This is a genomic window from Candidatus Polarisedimenticolaceae bacterium (assembly GCA_036275915.1).
Lineage (GTDB): Bacteria > Acidobacteriota > Polarisedimenticolia > Polarisedimenticolales > DASRJG01 > DASRJG01.
On the sequence record DASUCV010000022.1, the window covers coordinates 291,679 to 311,994 of the forward strand.

The 20,316-nt window shown below is 69.0% G+C and carries 22 protein-coding genes; 14 read left to right on the forward strand and 8 right to left on the reverse strand.

From position 1 onward, the window contains the following. Positions 1-22: 22 nt before the first annotated feature. From VFV19_18020 to VFV19_18040, 5 genes are all read left to right on the forward strand, one after another. Positions 23-607: a sigma-70 family RNA polymerase sigma factor gene (locus VFV19_18020; protein HEX4826202.1), complete on the forward strand. Its 585-nt coding sequence runs from the start codon at positions 23-25 to the stop codon at positions 605-607. Then, positions 591-1,292, forward strand: coding sequence for a hypothetical protein (locus VFV19_18025; GenBank protein ID HEX4826203.1), 702 nt, complete (start codon positions 591-593; stop codon positions 1,290-1,292). The genes VFV19_18020 and VFV19_18025 overlap by 17 nt, the downstream gene beginning before the upstream one ends. Beyond that, positions 1,289-2,578, forward strand: coding sequence for a HEAT repeat domain-containing protein (locus VFV19_18030; protein ID HEX4826204.1), 1,290 nt, complete (start codon positions 1,289-1,291; stop codon positions 2,576-2,578). Before VFV19_18025 ends, VFV19_18030 begins: the two co-directional genes overlap by 4 nt. Continuing rightward, entirely contained in the window at positions 2,575-3,600 is a 1,026-nt protein-coding gene (locus tag VFV19_18035) for a HEAT repeat domain-containing protein (protein ID HEX4826205.1), read from the forward strand. Before VFV19_18030 ends, VFV19_18035 begins: the two co-directional genes overlap by 4 nt. Before the next feature lie 104 nt (positions 3,601-3,704). Beyond that, positions 3,705-4,811: an AI-2E family transporter gene (locus tag VFV19_18040; GenBank protein ID HEX4826206.1), complete on the forward strand. Its 1,107-nt coding sequence runs from the start codon at positions 3,705-3,707 to the stop codon at positions 4,809-4,811. An 11-nt stretch (positions 4,812-4,822) separates the two neighbouring features. Here the strand turns inward: VFV19_18040 and VFV19_18045 are convergent, their stop codons facing one another. Then, positions 4,823-6,310, reverse strand: a complete 1,488-nt coding sequence (locus tag VFV19_18045; GenBank protein ID HEX4826207.1) for a M20/M25/M40 family metallo-hydrolase — start codon at positions 6,308-6,310, stop codon at positions 4,823-4,825. A gap of 85 nt (positions 6,311-6,395) precedes the next feature. Here VFV19_18045 and VFV19_18050 point away from each other — a divergent pair, with 85 nt between their 5' ends. Next, complete coding sequence (locus tag VFV19_18050; GenBank protein HEX4826208.1) at positions 6,396-7,532, forward strand: PP2C family protein-serine/threonine phosphatase; 1,137 nt, start codon at positions 6,396-6,398, stop codon at positions 7,530-7,532. Here VFV19_18050 and VFV19_18055 read toward each other — a convergent pair. Beyond that, positions 7,522-7,836, reverse strand: a complete 315-nt coding sequence (locus VFV19_18055) for a helix-turn-helix domain-containing protein (protein ID HEX4826209.1) — start codon at positions 7,834-7,836, stop codon at positions 7,522-7,524. The genes VFV19_18050 and VFV19_18055 overlap by 11 nt on opposite strands. A 149-nt stretch (positions 7,837-7,985) precedes the next feature. Here VFV19_18055 and VFV19_18060 point away from each other — a divergent pair, with 149 nt between their 5' ends. From VFV19_18060 to VFV19_18080, 5 genes are all read left to right on the forward strand, one after another. Continuing rightward, a complete protein-coding gene (locus tag VFV19_18060) occupies positions 7,986-8,459 on the forward strand; it encodes a DoxX family protein (protein HEX4826210.1) in 474 nt (157 codons plus the stop codon). Between the two features lie 103 nt (positions 8,460-8,562). Further along, a complete protein-coding gene (locus tag VFV19_18065) occupies positions 8,563-9,267 on the forward strand; it encodes a right-handed parallel beta-helix repeat-containing protein (GenBank protein HEX4826211.1) in 705 nt (234 codons plus the stop codon). Continuing rightward, positions 9,264-10,295 (forward strand): hypothetical protein, encoded by a 1,032-nt coding sequence (locus VFV19_18070; protein ID HEX4826212.1) that lies wholly within the window; start codon positions 9,264-9,266, stop codon positions 10,293-10,295. Before VFV19_18065 ends, VFV19_18070 begins: the two co-directional genes overlap by 4 nt. 23 nt (positions 10,296-10,318) lie before the next feature. Beyond that, positions 10,319-11,068, forward strand: coding sequence for a hypothetical protein (locus VFV19_18075; GenBank protein ID HEX4826213.1), 750 nt, complete (start codon positions 10,319-10,321; stop codon positions 11,066-11,068). Between the two features lie 165 nt (positions 11,069-11,233). Then, positions 11,234-11,698 carry a hypothetical protein gene (locus VFV19_18080; protein ID HEX4826214.1) on the forward strand — a complete coding sequence of 155 codons (465 nt, stop codon included), beginning with the start codon at positions 11,234-11,236 and terminating at the stop codon, positions 11,696-11,698. A gap of 57 nt (positions 11,699-11,755) precedes the next feature. On the opposite strand, the gene VFV19_18085 is transcribed toward VFV19_18080, so the two are convergent. From VFV19_18085 to VFV19_18095, 3 genes are all read right to left on the reverse strand, one after another. After that, positions 11,756-12,361, reverse strand: coding sequence for an OmpW family outer membrane protein (locus VFV19_18085; protein ID HEX4826215.1), 606 nt, complete (start codon positions 12,359-12,361; stop codon positions 11,756-11,758). 104 nt (positions 12,362-12,465) lie between these two features. Next, positions 12,466-12,912, reverse strand: coding sequence for an SRPBCC family protein (locus VFV19_18090; GenBank protein HEX4826216.1), 447 nt, complete (start codon positions 12,910-12,912; stop codon positions 12,466-12,468). A gap of 15 nt (positions 12,913-12,927) precedes the next feature. Next, positions 12,928-13,842 carry an aldo/keto reductase gene (locus tag VFV19_18095; protein HEX4826217.1) on the reverse strand — a complete coding sequence of 305 codons (915 nt, stop codon included), beginning with the start codon at positions 13,840-13,842 and terminating at the stop codon, positions 12,928-12,930. Positions 13,843-13,877: 35 nt separating this feature from the next. Between VFV19_18095 and VFV19_18100 the strand changes: the two genes are divergently transcribed. Then, entirely contained in the window at positions 13,878-14,516 is a 639-nt protein-coding gene (locus VFV19_18100) for a TlpA disulfide reductase family protein (protein HEX4826218.1), read from the forward strand. A gap of 63 nt (positions 14,517-14,579) precedes the next feature. Beyond that, entirely contained in the window at positions 14,580-14,795 is a 216-nt protein-coding gene (locus VFV19_18105; GenBank protein ID HEX4826219.1) for a hypothetical protein, read from the forward strand. A 60-nt stretch (positions 14,796-14,855) separates the two neighbouring features. On the opposite strand, the gene VFV19_18110 is transcribed toward VFV19_18105, so the two are convergent. Continuing rightward, entirely contained in the window at positions 14,856-17,579 is a 2,724-nt protein-coding gene (locus VFV19_18110; protein ID HEX4826220.1) for a protein kinase, read from the reverse strand. After that, the gene (locus tag VFV19_18115; protein HEX4826221.1) at positions 17,580-18,296 is read right to left on the reverse strand and encodes a hypothetical protein; all 717 of its coding nucleotides are present in this window, start codon (positions 18,294-18,296) and stop codon (positions 17,580-17,582) included. 92 nt (positions 18,297-18,388) lie between these two features. Here VFV19_18115 and VFV19_18120 point away from each other — a divergent pair, with 92 nt between their 5' ends. Next, the gene (locus tag VFV19_18120) at positions 18,389-18,754 is read left to right on the forward strand and encodes a hypothetical protein (protein HEX4826222.1); all 366 of its coding nucleotides are present in this window, start codon (positions 18,389-18,391) and stop codon (positions 18,752-18,754) included. On the opposite strand, the gene VFV19_18125 is transcribed toward VFV19_18120, so the two are convergent. Further along, positions 18,751-20,307: an FAD-dependent oxidoreductase gene (locus VFV19_18125; protein ID HEX4826223.1), complete on the reverse strand. Its 1,557-nt coding sequence runs from the start codon at positions 20,305-20,307 to the stop codon at positions 18,751-18,753. The genes VFV19_18120 and VFV19_18125 overlap by 4 nt on opposite strands. Positions 20,308-20,316 lie beyond the last annotated feature (9 nt).

Consider the following 20,316-nt stretch of genomic DNA (forward strand, 5'->3'; position numbering starts at 1 on the left):
TCCGTTCGTCTAACCTCCGTGAATGGAAGCCGCCGAGCTCGAGACCGTTCGCCGCGCCCGTCGCGGGGAAGCCGAGGCGTTCCGCCTCATCGTCGAGACGTACGCCCAGCCGCTGTGGCGGGCGGCGTACCGGATCTTGGGCGACGCGTCGGCGGCGGAGGACGCGGTCCAGGAAACGTTCCTCCGCGCGTGGCGGGCGCTCGACCGATTCGACGAGCGCGCGGAGCTGTCGACCTGGCTCTACCGCATCGCGATGAACGCGGCGATCGACGCGCGGCGCGAGCGGCGGCGACGGCACGCGCTCGCGGGACCGCTCCCGGAAGACTTCGACGGACAGACGACGGCGCGCTCGACCGAGCCCGACGCCCATCGTGCCGCCGTCTCGCGCAGTCTCATCGAGCGCGCTCAGGACGTGATCGCCGGCATGCCCGAAGCGGAGCGCACGGCGATCGTGCTCCGGCATTTCGAGGGACGTTCGATCGCGGAGATCGCGCAGGTGCTCGGTGCCGGCGAGAGCGCCGCGAAGCAGGCGGTGTTCCGTGCGGTCCACAAGCTGCGCGCGGTGCTCGGTCCGCTCATGGAGGTGAGTCGTGGCGAATCGGCCTGACGAAGAATTGATCCTGTTCTTCTACGGCGAGCACGAGCGCCCGAACGAGATCGAGCGGGCGCTCGCGGCCGATCCCGATCTGAAGCGTCGTTACGAAACGCTGACGCGGGAGCTTTCCGCGCTCGATCGCCTGGAAGTGCCCGATCCTCGGCCGGGGCTCGAAGGTCGGATGTGGGCGCGCGTCAGCGCCGAGCTCCAGCCGAAGCGCCGGATACTCTCGTGGCGCGTGTGGGCCGCGATCGGCGCCGCGGCGGCGGCGATCGCCGTCGCCGCGTTCCTCGGCGGGCGCGCGATCGGCCCCGAGCCGAACGAGGCCGACGTGACCGCGAAGCTCAAGGCGCTCCCGCAGGCCGCGCGCGAGCGCGTGCTCCAGGCGGCGCTCGCCGACCATCTCGATACCTCCCAGCGCCTGCTCCTCGAGGTCCAGAACGGCGACAAGCCGCTCGAGGAAGAGCGGGTGTGGGCCGCCTCTCTGCTCTCCGAGAACCGCCTCTACCGCCGCGCCGCGGAGCGCGCGGGACAGCGGCGTGTCGCTGCGGTGCTCGCCGAGATCGAGCCGATCCTCGTGCGCCTCGCGGAATCGCCCGACGCGCTCGACCGCAGCGGCACGCAGCAGGAGATCGAGCGCACGGACCTCCTCTTCAAGCTTCGCGTCACCCGCAACAATCTGAAGGAGACCTCATGATCCGCCGCCTGACCCCGGCCGTCGTCCTCATCGCCGCCGCCCTCGCGACGCCCGCGCGAGCCTCCGCCCTCTACGCGACCTCCGAGAGCGGCTCGGAGCAGCGGAGCACGAGCTACCGCCAGGCGCAGCGCGCCCTCGATCGCGGCGCGTGGGACGAAGCCTCGCGCCTGTTCGGGACGATCGCCTCGGGATCCACCGACGAGGCCGATGCGGCCCTCTACTGGAAGGCGTACGCCGACTGGAAGCAGCTCAAGAAGAAGGAGTCGATCGAGGAGCTGCGGCATCTCGTGGCGGCGTACCCGAAGAGCGCGTGGGCCGACGACGCCAAGGCGCTCGAGGTCGAGATCCGCGGCGGCGGAGGGAAGGCGGTCGGCGGCGGAGCGAGCGCGGCCGGCGGAGCGAGCGCCGGCGGCGGCCGGAGCGCGGGTGTGTCCGAAGGGAATGGAGCCGGGGGAAGCGACGAGGAGCTCAAGCTCTACGCGCTCGACGGCCTCATGCAGGTCGAGCCCGAGAAGGCGGTCCCGGTGCTCGAGAAGCTCCTCGCCGGGAACGCGTCGGAGCGCGTCAAGCAGCGCGCGCTGTTCGTCCTCTCGCAGAGCGACTCGCCGCGTGCGAGAGAGATCCTCGTGCGCACGGCGAAGACCGGCCAGCCGGTCTCGCTCCGGCGCGAGGCGATCAAGACGCTCGGCGTCGCGGGCGATCCTCCCGACATCGCGGCGCTCGGCGAGATCGCGCGCGACACGACCCAGCCCGAGGAGGTCCGCGACGCGCTCGTCGAGGCGTACCTGATCGCGGACAAGCCCGACGCGCTCGCGGCGATGGCGACCGCGGACCCCAACCCCCGGATCCGCGAGAAGGCGATCGACGCGCTCGGCGCGAACGGGCAGCTCCCCGCGCTCCGGCAGCTCTGGTCCACCGAGAAGGATCCCGATCTTCGCGCCAAGCTCCTCCAGGCGTTCGGCGTCGCGGGCGACGTCGACACGTTGGCGAAAGCGGCGAAGGAGACGACCGATCCGGAGCTGCGCCGCAAGGCGATCGACGGGCTCGGCATCGCGGAGGGTCCCGAGGCGCGGCGCGCGCTGAAGCGGCTCTACGGCGAGTACACGTCGGTCGACGCGAAGCGCCAGGTACTCCAGGCGCTCATGGTCCAGGACGACGCGAAGACGCTCGTCGAGATGTTCAAGGCGGAGAAGGATCCGGCGCTCAAGAAGGCGATCCTGCAGCAGCTCTCGGTCATGGACGATCCGGAGGCGACGAAGGTCCTCCTCGACATCCTGGGGCAATGACCGTGCTCCTCGCTGCGACCCTCCTCGCCCTCACGGCCTCGACGGTCGAGGCGCCGCCTTCGATCACGAACGCCAAGGTCGAAATCCGCGCAGGCGAGTCACCTCCCGCGGCGCTCGCACGCGCGAAGAGCGGCGCCTCCGGAACGTGGATCGGATGGAGCGTTGCCGCAATCGCCGAGGCGCGCGACGTCTGCTGCTTCAGCGACGACTTCAAGCAGCGCGGTTGCTCGCTCGCGAGCCGCGACAACGGATGGGGTACGAGCGACCGCTCCCCGGCGGCGCCCGCGGGCGAGATGCTCGTGCTCGTCGAGACGAAGGACGGCGCTCCGAAGCGCGTCAAGATCGTCTCGACGACGTGCCAGGTCGACGGGGCCGGCAGGACTCTCGTCTGGCTGGGGCCGGTCGACGCGGCTGCGAGCCTCGCAGCGCTCGAGAGCCTCCTCGGCGAGCGCCTGGAGAACGCCTCTGAGCCGGCGCTCGCTGCGATCGCCTACCATCGCGACGCTCGCGCGGACGCGATCTTGGAGAAGCGCGTCCTCGACCCTTCGCTTCCGCTCGAGGAGCGGGAGCACGCCGTCTTCTGGGCCGGCGAGGCGCGCGGCGAAGCGGGGTTCAAGCTCATCGACCGCGTGCTGAGCCAGGAGCCCGACCCCGGTTTGCGCCAGCATGCCGTCTTCGCGCTGAGCCAGAGCGCCGTTCCGGAGGCGCCGGAGCGGATCAAGCGTGTCGCCATCGACGATCGCGACGCCGAGGTGCGCGGGCACGCCTACTTCTCGCTGTCGCAAACCCAGGCGAAGGGAGCGGGCGCGTGGATCGTCGGCCGGCTCGACGCCGAGAAGAACGATCACGTTCGCGACCAGGCGATCTTCGCCCTCTCGCAGCTCCACGACGGAACCGATTGGCTGCTCGCCGTGCTTCGCGCCAAGAAAGACCCCGCCTCGGTGCGGCATGCGCTCTTCTGGCTCGGCCAATCGGACGATCCTCGCGCCCTCGAGGAGATCGAAAAGATCCTGGAGAAGTAAGAGGGGACAGTAACCAGGTTTTTGTTACACACGCACTTCGCGTGTAACAAAAACCTGGTTACCGTCCCCTTGCGCTATCCGTCGGCGTAGGCCAGCCTCGACGGATGGCCGAAGCCGGTGTCACGCCACGGGAAAGCGGCACGCGAAGCCTTGCCGTCGCCGTCATCGCCGTCGCTGCGGGAGTGTTCCTGCTCCGTTATGCCTGGGGAATCTGGCTCCCGGTGGCGATGGGAATCTTCGTGAGCTATGCGCTCGACCCGATCGTCGCCGCCGCGGCGCGGCTTCGGATCCCACGCTCGATCGGCGCGGCCCTCGTGCTGGCTCTGTTCACGGGCGCCGCGGTGTACGGCGTATACAGCTTGAGCGACGACGCCCTCGCCATCGTCGAGTCGCTCCCCGCCTCGGCGAAGAAGCTGCGCGAGAGCTGGTACGAGCTGCGCGGCCGCGAGGGGACGGTGCAGACGCTGACCGACGCGGTGACGGAAATCCAGAAGACGGCCCAGCCGTCCCCGACCGCGGCGCCGGCGAACCCCGGCATCACGCGCGTTCAGGTCGTGCAGCCGTTCAACATCAGCCGGTACCTGTGGTCGGGCTCGATGGGGGTCGTCGGCCTGTTGGGCCAGGCGATCACCGTCGTCTTCCTCGCGTATTTCCTGCTCGCGGCGGGCGACCTCCACCGGCGCAAGATCGTGAAGATCGCAGGAACGACTCTGGCCAGCAAACGCGTGACCGTCGAGATCTTGAACGAGATCAGCGCTCAGATCGGCCGCTTCCTCTTCGTGCAGATGATCACGAGCGCGCTCGTCGCGATCGTCTCGGCGCTGGTGTTCCGCTGGCTCGGGCTCGAGCGAGCGGTCTTCTGGGGCCTCATGGCCGGCCTCTTCAACACGATCCCCTACTTCGGCCCGCTCATCGTCATGGGCGGGATCGCCGCCGTTGCCTTCCTCCAGTTCGGCACCCTCGAGAAGACGATCGCGCTGGCCATCGCGTCGCTCGTCGTCACGAGCCTCGAGGGATTCCTGCTCACGCCCTACCTGCTCGGCAGGCATCTCCGCATGAACGGAGCCGCCATCTTCATCGGGCTCCTGTTCTGGGGATGGGTGTGGGGCATCTGGGGACTTCTTCTCGCGGCGCCGATGATGGTCGTCGTCAAGTCGATCAGCGACCACGTCGAGGACTTGAAAGGCGTGGGAGACCTCTTGGGAGACTGACCTTTTGCCGGTTACTTCCCCAGCTCGTAGAGGTACTCGACGAACGACATGACCGCGCCGTCGTACCCCTGGATGTTCTTGTTCGTCGCTTCGATGACGTAGTACTCGTCGGGCGCGTGGGCGCCGCTGCCGTGGCCGAGCCCCCAGTGCCCGGAGGCGAGCTTGAGCGGCTCGCCGGTGAAGACGTAGCCGGGATAGGAGCCGGCGTTCCGGAGCCACATCACCGGGTCGATGCCGTCGCGCTTCAGCACGGCGACCTCCGCCTGGATGAGCGGCGCCGACGCGGGGGTGCTCGTGGGGTCGTAACCGCCCGTGACGTTGACCTCGATGTCGCCGAACCCGTGCTTCTGAAGGTGGGCCTTCAGCGCGGCGACGGCGCCGGCGAACGTCATGTCGGGGACGAGCCGCAGGTCGAGCTTCGCGGCCGCCCTGTGCGGCAGGACGGTCTTCCCGCCGGGGCCGGTGTAGCCGCCGACGAGCCCCTCGATGTTGACGGTCGGCTGGCTCGCGAGCCGCTCGTTCGCGGCCGCCCACGGCAGGTCGTCGATCCAGCGCTGGACGGAGATCTGCTTCTTCATCGTCGCCTCGTCGCTGCGGGCGGCGGCCTTGTCGATCATCGCCTTCTCGTCGGCGGTGAGCGGCCTCGGCTTGGGATAGTCGTCGATCGTGATCGTGTTGCCGTCTTGAGAGACGAGCGTGTCGAGCGCGCGGATCAGGTGCCACGACGGGCTGTCGACCATCGCCTTGAGCGACGAGTGGATGTCCTTCGCCGGGCCGCGGCCCCACTTCTCGCCGCTGGAGACGAGCTCGCACTCGATGACGCCCTTCGACCCGAGGCTGACGGCGACGACGCCGTCCAGCTCCTGCTCCGCCGAGGGCATGAAGATGCCGACGGTCTTCCCGAGCGCCGCCAGGACCTCGGGCCGCCGCACGAGCTGCGGGATGTGGGGCGAGCCGATCTCCTCCTCGCCTTCGGCGACGAGCACGAGGTTCACCGGCATCTTCTTTCCGGCGCCGCGGATGGCGTGAAGCGCGGCGAGGAACGCCGACTCCGGTCCTTTCTGATTGACGGCGCCACGGCCGACGATGACCTTGCCGACGCCGTCCTTGTCGACGATGCGCCCTTCGAGCGGCGGCGACGTCCACTCCGCCGGGTCGAACTGCTTGACGTCGTACATGAAGTACAGGCCGACGGTCTTCTTCGCCCCCGCATCGAGCGTCGCGAAGACGCCGGGCTTTCCGTCGGTCGGGATGACGGTCGCCGTCTGGAAGCCGGCATCCTTCGCGAGCTTCGCCATGATCTCGGCGCCGTCGGGGTAGCCGCGATTCTCGGCGGCGATCGAGGGCGCCGCGATCCAGTCGCGCAGGCGCTTGACCGCCTCGTCGTGGCGCTTCGCGATCTCGCGCTTCACGTCGGCGAGATCGTCGGCCCGAGCCGGCGAAGGAGTCAGGGAAGCGCACGCGATCGCCGCGGCGCAGAGGATCGTCGTCGTCTTCATGAAAGGTCGCCCCCGTCGGCCGCGAAGGTCGCGCGCGGCCGGACGGATGCTACACGAATACAATCCACGCCATCGGGAGGGCGCCTTGAGCTGGGCCGACAACGCCAAGTACTGGCAGACGCTGCCGCGACCGTCGCTCAGCCTGTTCCTGGCGGGCGTCTTCGCGCTCTTCGCATCGTTCGGGTTCATCACCGCCAACATGGGCTCGGAGCGGCCCGATCCCCTTTCGGCGGCTGTGGCGGCGATCGTGTATGGGGCCTTCGGCGCCGCCTGGGCGTTCGCGGGATCACGCCGGGTCGTGTGGCTCCTCGCCACCCTCTTCTTCGCCCAGTGGGTGGTGAACATCGCGCTCAGGTCCACCGTCGCCCGCCTCCTGACGCCGCCGCGGACCGACGCGGCCGACATCCCCCACTTCTCCACGATCAACGGCGCGGGCGCCCTCGTGCTGATCATCGTCGCGTACGTGCTCTTCATCCTCTTCATCCGACGGGAGGGGATGCGCTACTACTCGACCTTCGCCGAGATGCGCCTCGCGCGCGAGATCCACATGCGCACGGTGCCCCTGATCACGGTCCGTCACGGCGGCTTCGAGGTGTACGGCATCTCGTGGCCGACCGGAGAGGTCGGCGGCGACCTCGTCGATTTCGTCCCGAAGGGCGAAGGCTGGATCGCCTACGTCGCCGACATCAGCGGGCACGGCGTCCCGGCCGGGACCTTCATGGCGATGGTCAAGAGCGCCGCGCGGATGCGCCTCGCCCTCGGCGGCGCCGAGTCGTTCTTCGTCGACATGAACGCAGTGCTGGCGCCGATCACCGCGCCGAACATGTTCGCGACCGCCGCATTCTTGAGCGCGGGTCCCGGCGCCATGGCGTTCGGCATCGCCGCGCACCTTCCGACGCTGAAGTACAGCGCCGCGTCGGGGTCGGTGGACGAGCTGTGGCACGCGAACCTCCCCCTCGCGATGCTCGGAGAGGCCGCGTACACGTCCGCCGGCGTCACCTGCGAGCCGGGCGACGTCTTCGCGATCGTGACCGACGGCCTCACCGAGATCGTCGACCGCCGCGACCGCGAGCTTGGTCTGCCGGCATTGAAGGCGGTGCTCCAGGATCGCGCCGGCGAGCCGCTGGCGTCCATCGCGGAGGCGTTGCGGGCGCGCGCGCTCGCGCACGGCTCCCAGCGGGACGATCAGACCGTGTTCCTCGCGCGCCGGCTCACAGCTTGACCCACTTCTGCGCCCACTTGCCCAGGCTGTCGACCACCGGCTTGAGGCTCTCCCCCGCCGGCGTGAGCTCGTAGGCGACACGGACCGGCGGCCCCGGCCGCACGTCCCTCGTCACGAGCCCCTCCGACTCGAGCTCGCGCAGGCGCTCGGTCAGGAGGCGGTCGGAGAGGTCCGGCACGGCGGCGAGGATCTCATTGAAACATTTCGGGCCGCCGAGCATCACACTGATGATCGCGCCGCTCCACCGCCGGCCGATCAGCTCGACCGCGTGGTGGTAACGCGGGCAGAGCTGGGATTCGGTCACCGGTTCGGGCTTTTTTCTTGTCACGGCGTTCGGCCTTTCGCCTCACTTACGATTCATTGCCTACTTGACGATTGTAGCCGCTGATCGTATCGTTGTCACTGCTTACGAAAAGTAAGCTACTAATATTAGGTAATCAAGGAGAAACGAACATGACATCCGAGACGGCGATTCGAGATCGGTCGGCGGTGGATTGGTCCCTTCTCGTCCTCCGCGTGGTCCTGGGCATCGTCTTCATGGCGCACGGCGCCCAGAAGCTGTTCGGCGCGTTCGGCGGCCCCGGCCTCCCGGCGATCGTGCAGATGATGGGCCCGATCGGCTACCTCGTCAGCATCGGCGAGTTCTTCGGGGGCCTCGGCCTCGCGGCCGGGTTCCTGTCGCGCTTCTCCGCGGCGTCGATCGTCGTGATCATGCTCGGCGCCATCGCGATGGTGCACGCGCATGTGGGCTTCTTCATGAACTGGACCGGGAAGCAGGCCGGCGAAGGCTTCGAGTACCACCTGCTGGCGATCGCGGCGCTCGTCCCGATCGTCCTCGCCGGCCCGGGCCGCTTCGCCGTGGCGAGTTTCCTTCCGAAGCTCGGCGGCGCGGCGATCCCGCGGAACGCCGTGGGAGCCCGAAGCTGAACCTCGACGGAACCCCGCCGCAAGGGCGGCGGGGTCTCCCCCACAATCCGGTTGTTCGCGCTCCGGCCTCACCGTACCCTCCCTGATCGGGGGGAATTCTCACATGTCCCAAAGCAGATGGATGGGCTTCCTGCTCGCGCTCGCGGCGACCCTCGTCGCCGCATATCCCGTGCTCGCGGTCGACGGCGTCATCGAGATCAATCAGTCCCGCGCGCTCGCCGGGGGGATCACGCCCGGAGACGGCCCGGGGTTTCCGGTCCAGATCAGCGTCTCCGGCAGCTACCGCCTCACGAGCGATCTCAATGGGGCGGCCGGCTTCGACGGCATCGACGTCGCCGCCGACAACGTGACGATCGACCTCAACGGCTTCACGATCTACGGTCTGGCCGGCGGCATCACCGACGGGATCAGCCTCGGGGTGAGCAAGAACGTGGAGATCAAGAACGGGACGGTCCGCGGCTTCACGAGGGACGGGATCTTCACCGCCGCCGCCTCCCAGTTCATCCGCGTGATCAATGTCCGCGTCATCGGCAATCTCACCTTCGGCATCGACCTCGAGGGACAGGGCAACACGATCGAGGGGTGCACGGCGCTCAACAGCAACACGGGGATGCGCGCCTTCGACGGGTCGCTCGTGACCGATTCGGTCGCGCGTGGGAACTCGTCGTTCGGATTGGTCTTGAACGGACCCAGCGGCTACCGTTCGTGCGTCTTCACGTCGAACAACGGCGGCGATGCGAACCCGCAGGTCAGCGGCGGCTTCCAGCTCGGGACGAACGTGTGCGGCGCGGACACGGTCTGCCCGTGAGCCTCCGGGCTCTTGCCCCTTCGCTCTTCATTCTGGCGGCGATGCCGGCGCTCGCCGCGACGCCGCTCTCCGGGGTGCGCGTCTCTTCCGACACGACGGTCACGCTCGGCAGCGTGACGGCCAACGACGAAGACGTCGTCTCCGACGATCTGGCGGGGAACTACGGACTCGTCGGCGTCGGCGCGATTCCCCCCGAGACCGATCTCGACGCGTACGCGGTCCTGCCGAACGGCGATCAGCTCCTCTCGTTCGATACGACCGTCGTGCTCTCGGACGGCCACACCGCGCACCCGGGCGACGTCTGGCGCTTCCACGCCGGCGCCTACTCGGTCGAGTTCGACGCCGCCGCGCGGGGCGTGCCCCCGACCGCCAATCTCGACGCGGTGGCGGTCCGCGCGGGGTCGCTCCTCCTCTCCTTCGACGTCGCGATCGATCTGGGCGCGGTCCATGTCGAGCCTGCCGACCTCGTGCTGTTCGATGGGAGCGGCTTCAGCCTCTACTTCAACGGCGCGGCCGCCGGCGTCCCGCCCGGATTGAACCTCGACGCCGCGGACTACCTCCCGTGCAACGGCCACCTCCTCGTCTCCTTCGACGGGAGCGGCACGATCGGCGGCGTCTCGTTCGACCATCAGGACGTGCTCGAGTTCGACGGTGCCACGTGGTCGCTCGCGTACCACCCGAGCTGGGGCAGCGCCAACCTTGATGCGGTCCACGCGACGGTGAACTTCGGGCCGGGCACGCCGCTGCCGTTCGGTCAGACGGTCTCCGCCGACGCGGACAAGGCGACGTTCCGATGGACGACCTCCGCCGACTTCCGCATGGTGCGCGGGCCGTTCGCCTCCGCCTCCGACATCGGCACCTACACCGTCGACGGAACGATCCTCGGCACCGGGACGACGTTCATCGACGCGGCGACGCCCGCTCCCGGCACCGGCTTCTGGTATCTCGTCAAGCGCGGAGGCTGCGGTCCGACGACCTGGCAATCCGCGCTCGGCCTCGAGCCCGGGCGGGACACCGCGATCCCCTGAGGGCGTGCTAGGCTCCGCGCCCGATGGGTCACATCGTCCTCCCGCTCGTCCTCCTCTCCGGCCTGTTCCTTGCCATGGTCGTGCTCGTCGAGATCGGACGGAGGGTCGGCCGCGGGCGCACCTTCGAGAGCCTGACGACCGTCGAGACCTCGGTGTTCGGCCTCATGGGGCTCCTGATCGCGTTCACGTTCGGTAGCGCCGCCGTCCGGTTCGAGACGCGGCGGAGCTACGTCGTGCAAGAGGCCAACAACATCGGAACGGCGTATCTCCGGCTCGATCTTCTCCCCGCCGACGCGCAGCCGGCGCTGCGCGATGCCTTCCGCAAGTACGTCGACACCAGGCTGGCGATCTACCGCAAGCTGCCCGATCTGGATGCCGCGAAGGCCGAGGTGGACCGCATGGCGGCCCTCCAGATGGAGATTTGGAATGGCGCCATCGCCGCCAGCGCGAGAAGCGAGATGCCGGTGCGTCTCCTGCTGCTCCCGGCCTTGAACGACATGATCGACATCACGACGACGCGCACGACCGCGATCCAGATGCATACGCCGGCGATCATCTTCGTGATGCTCGCGGTCACGATGCTGGCCTGCGCGCTCCTCGCCGGGATGGACATGAGCGGCAGCGGACTGAGCTGGCCGCACGTGCTCGCGTTCGCGGCGGTGCTCACGATCGCGTTCTACGTCATCCTCGATCTCGAGTTCCCACGCGTCGGCCTGATCCGCATCGATTGGATGGACCAGGTGCTCGTCGGCGTGCGCGCGTCGATGAACTGAGGGCGGGTCGTTTCGCGTCTGCCACGATGGCGTGGCCGAGAGAAACTCCGGAACGGCGCAACCCGCGAGCGTGGCACCGTGCTTGCTGCATGCCTTCCTGAACGCGCGCGCCGTTCGACCGGGCGTCATCGTCGCAGCGGCCGCGCCATCCCAAGGAGGCAATCCATGACACGCACGCGCACTTCGATCCGGATCCTCGGCATCGGGTTCGTGACGATCGCGACCGCGATCCTCGCGAGCCCCGTCCTCGCCGAAACCCGCTTCGGCGTCCGCACGGGCGTCTATGTCGACGATTCCGCCGGATTCCTCGGCGGCGAAATCGTGACGGCCATCGCGCCGAATTGGTACTTCAACCCGAACCTCGAGGCGGCGTTGAACGGCGACCGTGACGTGATCACGGTGAACGGCGACTTCCACTACGACTTCTTCCAGGACCGGCCGTACTGGGTATGGGCGGGCGCCGGCCCGGCCTACATCCATCGCGAGGAAGGCGATCAGGACGCCTTCGGCGTCAACCTCCTCGGTGGGATCGGCTGGAAGACGCGCTCGAAGGTCTCGCCCTACGTCCAAGGCAAGGTCACGCTCTCGAACGACGATGAAGCGGTCCTCGCCGTCGGCATGAGGTTCTGAAACAAGACGGCCCGGGAGCGATCCCGGGCCGTCGTCGAACGAGAATGTGTGAGCCGGTTAGAAGCGGAACGCAAATCCGACGTTCGCGACGATCGGGTTCACGTCGACCGTCTGGTTCGCCGCCCCCGAGACGTCGGTCTGGGCCTTCATGCCGAGGTACCGCACGTTCGTGAGGATCGCCCAGCGCTTCCCGATCGCGATGTCGTACCCGAGGTTCACGCCGTACAGCGTGTCGTTCTTGATGTTGACCGAGCCGCCACCGCCGTTGGGCTGGAAATTGCCCCACATCGAGTAGCCCACGGTGGCGCCGAGATAGAGCGCCTTGTTCTTGAGGAAGTGCCAGTTGACGTCGATGAGGATCGGCGTGTTCGTGACGTCGCCGACCTTCGTGCTCGCGGCTTTGACGTCGAAATCGGCGTAGAGGACGGTCGCACCGACGCTCAGCCGGGCGCTCTCGAGGAACCGGTGCTTGTACTCGATCCCGTAGTCGACCGTGGACTCGGCCTTGGTCTTGACCCCACCGATCGTCGAATCGCTCGACGGGGCGATGTAACCAACGAGGACGCCGACGTCGTTCCTCGTCTCATCGCCCGAAGCGGCGGCGACATACGACACGCCAAGCAACACGACCGCGATCAGGACAAGGGCCTTCGCTCGAACCATGTCAATCCTCCTTCGGATCCGGGGGGTGCAACATTTCGTCCGCGACGTCGCGGACTCGGGCGCGCCGGACTCTAGCATGCCCCCCCGAACGGACCCGGACGGCCCTAGTCCGGGATCTCGGCCTCGACGAGCTTCGCCAGGAGCACGAGCGACTCCTGCCAGCCCAGGTAGCACATTTCGAGTGGGATCATGGCGGGGATGTCTTCTTGAAGAATATTAAGCTCGGTGCCGCACGACACCGCCTCGAGCGCGATCGTGACCTGCATCTCGCCGGGAAGGTTCGGGTCGTCGAATTTGTCGGTGTAGCGGATGCGCTCGTTCTTCACGAGCTCGACGTACGTGCCGCCGAACGAGTGGCTCTTGCCGCTCGTGAAGTTCGTGAACGACATCCGGTGGGAGCCGCCGACACGTGCATCCATGGCGTGCACCGTTCCCGTGAAGCCGTTCGGCGGAAGCCATTTCACCATCGCCGCCGGATCGAGGAAGGCGCGGTAGACGCGGTCGGGGGTGGCGCGAAGCACACGGTGAATCTTGATCGCATTGGTCGGCACGGTCGGATCTCCTGATCAGTCTTGGAAGAGGGCGGCGATGCGCTCGCGCGAGGCGGCGTCGGGCATCGGGCCGGAGCCCGCCGCCGCGTCGTCGTGCATGTGCTCGGGCTTGGCGGTCGCCGGGATGGCGCAGGTCACCGCGTCGTGCGACACGACGAACTTGAGCATGAGCTGGCCCCAGCTCGCGATGCCGAGGGATGCGGCCCAGTCAGGGAGCGCACGGCCCTTCACCTTCGCGAAGAGCTGCCCCTGCGCGAACGGCCGATTCACGAGCACGGCGACGCCGCGATCCTTGGCGAGCGGCAGGAGGACCTTCTCGGCCTCGCGCTCGACGACCGAGTAGTTGAGCTGGACGAAATCGAGATCTTCCCTCCTGAGAACGCTCTCGAGATCGTCGTACGCCGAGGCGTTCCAGTGGCTGACGCCGACGTAACGGATGCGCCCCTCGCCCTTGAGATGCCGGAGCGTGGCGAGCTGCGTGTCGAGATCGAGGAGGTTGTGGACCTGCATGAGATCGAGGTGCTTCGTCCGCAGCTTGCGGAACGACGCTTCGATCTGGTCCGCCCCTTCCTTCCGGCCCTTGGTCCACACCTTGGACGCCAGGAAGAAGCGGTCGCGCTTCCCGCTCGCCTCGACGAGGTCGCCCACGACCTCTTCGGCGCGTCCGTACATCGGGGACGAGTCGATGACGCGGGCGCCGTCGCCGATCATCGCGTCGAGCACGCCCGCGAGCGGGGCGCGCTCGTCCTTCCGGGTGCCGACGTCGAAGACGCGCGACGTGCCGAGGCCGATGACCGGGATCGCCTCGCCCGACTTCGGAATCTTGCGTGTGATCATCGTCGCGGGCTCCGTGGCGCGTGCGATGCGGCCGCCGAGCGCCGTCCCCGCGCCGGCGGCGGCGATGATGCGAAGAACGTCGCGGCGGAGCATGGACGAGCATTGTCGCCTATCATCGGAGGGACGGCATGAAGAACCCGCTCGCTCCCGCCCTCGTCCTCGCGGCCGTGGCGCTCGCGTCCGCGGCGCCGCTTCCCACGACCGACCCCGGCATCGCGGTTCATCGCCCCGGCCCCATCGACCGCGGCGACGACGCCGAAGCGTCGCGCCTCATCGGGATCCAGGCGCCGGCGCTGCCGGAGCTTTCCTGGCTCGACGGACAGAAGCGCACGCTCGCCTCGCTCGCCGGCAAGGTCGTCGTGATCCGGAATTTCACGAACGAGTGCCCGTTCTGCGCCTCGACGATGCCCGCCCTCGAGAACCTGGCGCAACGTTACCGCGACCGCGGCGTCGTCGTGCTCGGCGTCTATCACCCGAAGCCGCCCGCCCCGATCCAGGCCGCCGACGTCGCGACGTTCGTGAAGTCGCTCGGCGTGACGTTTCCGGTGGCCGTCGACGACGACTGGACGCTCGAAAGAGGCTGGTGGGAAGCGTACGGCGGCGGCGATTGGACCTCGATCACCTGGGTCCTCGACCGCAAGGGCACGATCCGTGCGGTCCACCCCGGCGGCGAATACCACGAAGGGGGCGGTGAGGCGCACGCTCGGTGCAGGTCCGACTACGCGCAGCTCACGCGGACGATCGACACTCTGCTCGCGGAACGCTGAGCCACCCCCGACGGGTGTAGAGTTCCCGCTACCGGTCGCTCGATCGGAAGAGGAGGACTCTTCATGAAGAAGCTGTTGTCGATGGGTTTGCTCGCGGTCGCGCTCGTGGGACTTTCGGCGTTGTGCTGGACGCCGGCCGCGCAGGCCGCGAAGCCAGGCGGTGGTGGCGGCTGCAGCACTTGCTCGGGCACCACCCCGGTCTGCTGCTACGGCTGTAACGGGGCGTTCGCGTTCTGTTCGCGCTCCCACGCCTTCTGTCCGGAGTGTCCCGCCCCCTGACCGCAGCCGCGTGAGGCGCGCGAAGCTGGGGGGCTTCGCGCGCTTCGCCTCGAGCGTGAGTCACCTCGAAGGAAAGATCGCCTCGACTCTATCGCCCTTGAACGCCGGCGCGCCGGCTCGGACCGCGATGAAGCGCTCGCCGTCCGGGTGCGGACCCCACACGATGAGATCCTTCGGGACCTGGAACAGGTCGACGGGCACACCGGCGACGATCTGGTTGCCGGAGACGCCGATGCGGACCGCATCGACCCAGTCACCGTCTCCCGACCGCCGCTGGAAGGACAGCTCGCCGCCGTGCGAGGCCCACGCGGGAGACTCTCCGCCGTTGCGTGAAATCTGCCACGTCCCGGAGCCGTTCGGGAACGGTCTCACGTAGATCTCGCTCCGTCCCGAAGCGTCGCAGGCATAGGCGAGCCAGCGGCCGTCGGGCGAAAGCGCGATGCGCGTGACGCCGTTCGGCAGGTCGCCGAGCTTTCGCGGCGGGCCCGGATCCTCCACCGGTGCGGCCCACAGGGTTCCGTTCATGGGATAAACGAGCGCGAGACCATGTTCGAGCTGCGCGAGCTCGCGCGGCGATGCGCTCGATGCAGGGTCGAGCGGCAGGCGGCGCGGCGTCCCCGCGCCGTCGGCGTTCCCGAGCTCGAGCGCGAGCCCGCCGCGATCGGTGCCCCAGAGGACCTGCCGGCCGTCGGGCGACCAGCCGAGCGGGGCGGCATTTCCTTCGGAGGTGATGCGCGCGAGCGAGCGGCGCTCGAGGTCGTACACGAACACGGCGTCGGTCGCGCCGAAGACCGTCGACGCAAGCCGCGTCCCGTCCGGCGAGACGATCGTCGTGTGGTAGTGCTGCGCCGGCGCGCCGACCGGTGTCGTGACGCCGTGGCGGTCGATCCAGGTCAGCTCGTTGCGGGTGACGTCGGACCCGCCGGGAACGAAGACGAGCGCGCCGGTCTTTCCGGCGACCGCGAATTGCGCGGCGCCGCTCCCCGGCTCGGTCATCACACCCTCGGCATAAGGCGCCGGCGCGCCGCTCACGCGGGCATGGGTGAGGTCCAGCGGGACGGCCAGGAGCGTGCCGCCGCGCGCGAACAGGATCCTCCCGTCGGGGAGCCACCGCGCGAACGACCCGCCTTCGACCACGGTGGTCACCTCGCGCGTGTCGAGATCGAGCAGCGCGATCTCGGCCTGGTCGAAGCTCGTGATCCCTTCCTTCTTGATCGTGAAGAGCACGTGACGTCCGTCGGCGTGCGCGCTCGGCCAGCGGTGCGACACCTCGTTCTTCGAGGCATCGGGGATCGTGAGGGTCTCGAGCGGTCCGCCGTTCTCGTGGACGAGGACGAGACCGGACTTCGCCGCCGGAGCGAAGACGATCCCGCGCGGCGTCCACGTCGCGCCCTTGAGCGGGATCTCGCTCTCGACGAGGGGCACGGCGGTGCCGCCCGACAGCGGGATCCTGTACATGTTGCCGCACGAGAATCCGACCGAGGCGCCGTCGGGTGAGAAGAACGGGTCGAATGCTTCTTGCGTCCGGCCGATCGCCCGGCCGCACGGCACCTCGATCCGCCGCGCGTGGACGCCGTCGATGCGGCGGACGTACAGGCCGATCGCGCCGTTGACGTCGGCTGCGCCCCGGCCGGTGTAGGCGATCGTCGTCCCATCGGGAGAGATCGCGAGCGACGGCGTGTCCTCGTACCCGACGCGCGGGACGTCGGGGTCGGTGACGACGACGTGCAGCGGAATCGGTGCCGCCACCTGCGGTCGCGCGCGGGTGCTGCCGGCCCTCCACGTCTCGAGGAGCGCGACGCCGACGGCGACGATCCCGATCGTCCACAGCAGGACCGGCCGCCGACTCGCGCGCGGCGGCGGATCCGTCGCATGGTCGAGCTCGAGACGGAGGTCACCCGCGTCGCGCAGTCGTCGCGCCGGGTCCTTCTCGAGACAACGCTCGATGAGCTCGCGCAGACGGGGCGGTGTGCGCGCCGGCAAGGCGCTCCAGTCGGGATCACGCTCGAGGATCTTCGCGACGACGTCGGTCGCGGTGTCGCCGTCGAACGCGCGGCGGCCCGCGAGGCACTCGTAGAGGACGCAGCCGAGCGACCAGATGTCGGTCCGGCGATCGACGATGCGGCCGCGCGCCTGCTCGGGGCTCATGTAGGGAACGGTGCCGATCACGGTGCCGGGGCTCGTGTAGCGCGCAGTGATCGGCGCGGGCGCTTCCGGCGTCTCGCCGACCGCCTTTGCGAGGCCGAAGTCGAGGATCTTCACCTGCCCCGTGGGCGTGATCTTCACGTTCCCCGGCTTCAGGTCGCGGTGGACGATACCGCGCTCGTGCGCCGCCTCGAGGCCGCTCGCGATTTGGCCGGTGAGGGCGAGCGTCTCGGCGAGCGGTATCGGTCCCGAGCGCAGGCGCTCGGCGAGCGTCTCCCCCGGAACGAGCTCCATGACGAGGAAATGAGTGCCCTCGTCCTCCTCGAAGCCGTACACCGCGGCGATGTTCGGATGGTTGAGGGACGCCGCCATGCGCGCCTCTCTCTTGAAGCGCGCGATGTGCTCTTCGCCCTGCGCGACGACGTCGGGCAGCACCTTGATCGCGACGTCGCGGTTCAACCGGTCGTCGTGGGCGCGATAGACCTCTCCCATGCCTCCTTCGCCGAGGCGAGCGACGATCGTGTAAGCGCCTAGCCGCTCGGGAATCGGCGGCGGCGCCGTCTCGAGCCCGAGACCGAGCAGGCAGCGAGGACAATCGCCGCTCGAGTACGTATGGCCGCAGACGGCGCAGCTCGGCATCTAGGCGCTCAGTGCGTGGATCAGATGCCGCAGCTCGTCCTCGGTCTTCCCGGGGTCGTCGATCGTCTGCGCGACCTGTTCCCGCAGCTTGACGCCGAAGCGATGGCGCAGACGGTGGAGCGCGACGCGGAGCGCAGGCTCCGTCATCCCGAGGTCGGCGCTGAGCTGGCGATACGGCGGATCGCCGTCCGCGGCAAGATAGGGGCCGAGGCGGCGGTAGCGCTCGCCCCCTCCCGTCCGCGTCATCTCGTCCTCGAGGTCGTGCCGCGCGCGATCGATGAGCGCCATGGCCCATTGCCGCTCGAACACCGCTTCGGGTGTGAGATGCGTCGCGGGCTCGGCGGCCGCCACCATCGATTCCCACGCGACGGCGTCGATCGAGATCGGCGCCTGGCCGCCGCCGCGCTTGAGCGCGAGCTCGCGATCGCGCTCGTCGGCCAGGAAGTTCTTGGCCGAGGTCAGGAGGAACGAACGGAAGCGGCCGCGCTCGCGCCGCGCTTCGGCGATCCCGCCGCGCTCGAGGAGCGCAGCGAAGAACCCTTGCGTGAGGTCGCGTGCGGCTTCGGGATCGCGCTCCCGGCTCTTCACGTACGAGAACACCGGCGTCCAGTAAGCCTGGCAGAGGAGCGCGAGCGCGTCACGGCTCTCGGTCTCGTCGGGGGAGCCGGCCTTGAGCACCACGCTCCAGCGCGTCGTGTCGAACCAGCCTCCTCCCACGATGCCACCCCCGCGAACGGAAGATCTTACGACGATCGCCCGTAACGGGGGGCGGCCCCTTCCTTAGTAAGAGACGAAACGCTGGAGGAACGATGCCGGCCCGCACTTTTCTCGCGATGAGCTTGGTTCTCGGCATGAGCGTCCGCGTGCCCTTCGACTTCTCGGCGGGGACGGTGCGCTGCGCGCCCGGCGCCTACCGGGTGGCCGTCACCGAGGGGAAGGTGACGATTCGAACCATGGAGGGCGCGCCGGCGGCGACCCTCGGCGTCCACCGGTCGAACGACGCCGAGGTACCCGTCATCTCCGCCATCGCCTTCCGCACGTACGGCGATCAGCGCTTCCTCGCGAGGCTCGACGTCGCCGGCGCGGGCCGATGGGAGATTGCCCCATCACCCGACGAAGCGGCGATCGCGCGTGCGCACGGCCCGCCGATCTTGGTCAGCTTGAGAGCCGATTAGGCGGAGGCGAGGAGGCGTTCGAGGCCGGCATCGTCGCCGCGCTCGAAGAGGACCTCGGCTTCGAGGCTCTCCTTGTCGCGGAACACCGACGCGAGTGCCAAGATCTTGCCGCCGCGGCGATAGGCGACGAGCCCGTTCTTGTCCGCGAGGCTGCCGCGGACCTCCGTGCGATCCCAGCTCTCGGCATGGCCGACGTAGGCGATCGTGACGTCGTAGTGCTGGCTCCAGAAGAACGGCGCGGCACGGTACGCTTCGCGGTGTCCCAGCATGTTGCGCGCCGCGGTTTGCCCCTGCCGCTCCGCGACGACCCAGTGCTCGATGCGCACGCGCTCGCCGCTGCGCAGGTCGGGATAGCGTGCGAGATCGCCGGCCGCGTAGACGCCGGGCGCGCTCGTCTCGAGATACTCGTTCACGAGCACGCCGCGGTCGACGGCGAGCCCTGCCTTCTCCGCCAGCTCGAGGCGCGGCCGCACGCCGACGCCGAGCACGACGAGATCCGCCGCCAGGCGCGAGCCGTCGTCGAGCACGACGTGCTCGTCGTCGAACGATGCCGGCTTGCGGCCGAGATGGAACGTCACGCCGTGCTCGTCGTGAAGTCCGCGCACGAAATCGCCCAACTCGGGGCCGAGCACGCGCTCGAGCGGCCGCGCGTCGGGCGCGACGACGTGAACGTCGAGGCCGCGCGTGCGCAGCGACGCGGCGACCTCCAGGCCGATGAAGCTCGCGCCGACGACGACGGCACGCTTCGCGCCCGAGGTCGCCGCCGCAATGATCGCCTTGCTGTCGTCGAGCGAGCGGAGCGTGTGGACGTGCGGCTTGTCGGCGCCGGGAAGCTGCAACCGCACCGGCTCCGCGCCCGTCGCGACGAGGAGCGCGCCGAAGGTGCGGCTCGATCCGTCGGAGAGCTGCACGCGACGCCCCGCGACGTCGATCGCGGTCGCGTGGACACCGGAGACGAGATCGATCTTCTGTTCGGCGTAGAAATCGTCGCCGCGGAGGTAGACCCAGTCCTCCTGAGCCGTTCCGGCGAGATAGTCCTTCGAGAGGTTGGGCCGGTCGACCGGCCGCGCGCGCTCGGCGCCGACCATCGTGACCGGGCCGGCGTAACCTTCGCGGCGCAGCATCTCCGCCGCGGCATTCCCCGCGGCACCGGCGCCGACGATGACGACGCTCTCCGGCGCCTTCGACGGTGCGCGCTTCGGCGCGGCGTCATGCTTGGCACCGACGACGACGCGCGTCCCCCTTCGTTCGACCGCGTAGCACGCGAGCGCGTTCAAGGCGGGCGCCGCGACCGCCTCCCCCGTCGTGACGTCGAAGCACGCGTGATGCCACGGGCAGCGCACGCGCGTTCCCTCGACCAATCCCTCGGCGAGCGGGCCGCCGTAGTGCGTGCACGTCGCGCCGACCGCGAAGACGCCGTCGCCACCGCCGGGGCGCACGAGCAGCACCGCCTCGTCCCCCACGTGGCCGAGGAGCGATCCGCCCTTCGGAATGTCGCTCAGCTCGACGCCCTGCGTGAGATCGGGTCCCGAGGGTGCCGCCGCATCGCTCATTGGAACGAT

Bases quoted from the DNA above. Each gene is read 5' to 3' on its own strand.
- VFV19_18100 (HEX4826218.1), top strand. From the start codon at position 13,878: ATGAAGAACCCGCTCGCTCCCGCCCTCGTCCTCGCGGCCGTGGCGCTC.
- VFV19_18120 (HEX4826222.1), top strand. From the start codon at position 18,389: ATGCCGGCCCGCACTTTTCTCGCGATGAGCTTGGTTCTCGGCATGAGC.
- VFV19_18085 (HEX4826215.1), bottom strand. From the start codon at position 12,361: ATGGTTCGAGCGAAGGCCCTTGTCCTGATCGCGGTCGTGTTGCTTGGC.
- VFV19_18045 (HEX4826207.1), bottom strand. From the start codon at position 6,310: ATGAAGACGACGACGATCCTCTGCGCCGCGGCGATCGCGTGCGCTTCC.
- VFV19_18080 (HEX4826214.1), top strand. From the start codon at position 11,234: ATGACACGCACGCGCACTTCGATCCGGATCCTCGGCATCGGGTTCGTG.
- VFV19_18040 (HEX4826206.1), top strand. From the start codon at position 3,705: ATGGCCGAAGCCGGTGTCACGCCACGGGAAAGCGGCACGCGAAGCCTT.
- VFV19_18075 (HEX4826213.1), top strand. From the start codon at position 10,319: ATGGGTCACATCGTCCTCCCGCTCGTCCTCCTCTCCGGCCTGTTCCTT.
- VFV19_18035 (HEX4826205.1), top strand. From the start codon at position 2,575: ATGACCGTGCTCCTCGCTGCGACCCTCCTCGCCCTCACGGCCTCGACG.
- VFV19_18095 (HEX4826217.1), bottom strand. From the start codon at position 13,842: ATGCTCCGCCGCGACGTTCTTCGCATCATCGCCGCCGCCGGCGCGGGG.
- VFV19_18105 (HEX4826219.1), top strand. From the start codon at position 14,580: ATGAAGAAGCTGTTGTCGATGGGTTTGCTCGCGGTCGCGCTCGTGGGA.
- VFV19_18110 (HEX4826220.1), bottom strand. From the start codon at position 17,579: ATGCCGAGCTGCGCCGTCTGCGGCCATACGTACTCGAGCGGCGATTGT.
- VFV19_18125 (HEX4826223.1), bottom strand. From the start codon at position 20,307: ATGAGCGATGCGGCGGCACCCTCGGGACCCGATCTCACGCAGGGCGTC.
- VFV19_18030 (HEX4826204.1), top strand. From the start codon at position 1,289: ATGATCCGCCGCCTGACCCCGGCCGTCGTCCTCATCGCCGCCGCCCTC.
- VFV19_18020 (HEX4826202.1), top strand. From the start codon at position 23: ATGGAAGCCGCCGAGCTCGAGACCGTTCGCCGCGCCCGTCGCGGGGAA.
- VFV19_18060 (HEX4826210.1), top strand. From the start codon at position 7,986: ATGACATCCGAGACGGCGATTCGAGATCGGTCGGCGGTGGATTGGTCC.
- VFV19_18065 (HEX4826211.1), top strand. From the start codon at position 8,563: ATGTCCCAAAGCAGATGGATGGGCTTCCTGCTCGCGCTCGCGGCGACC.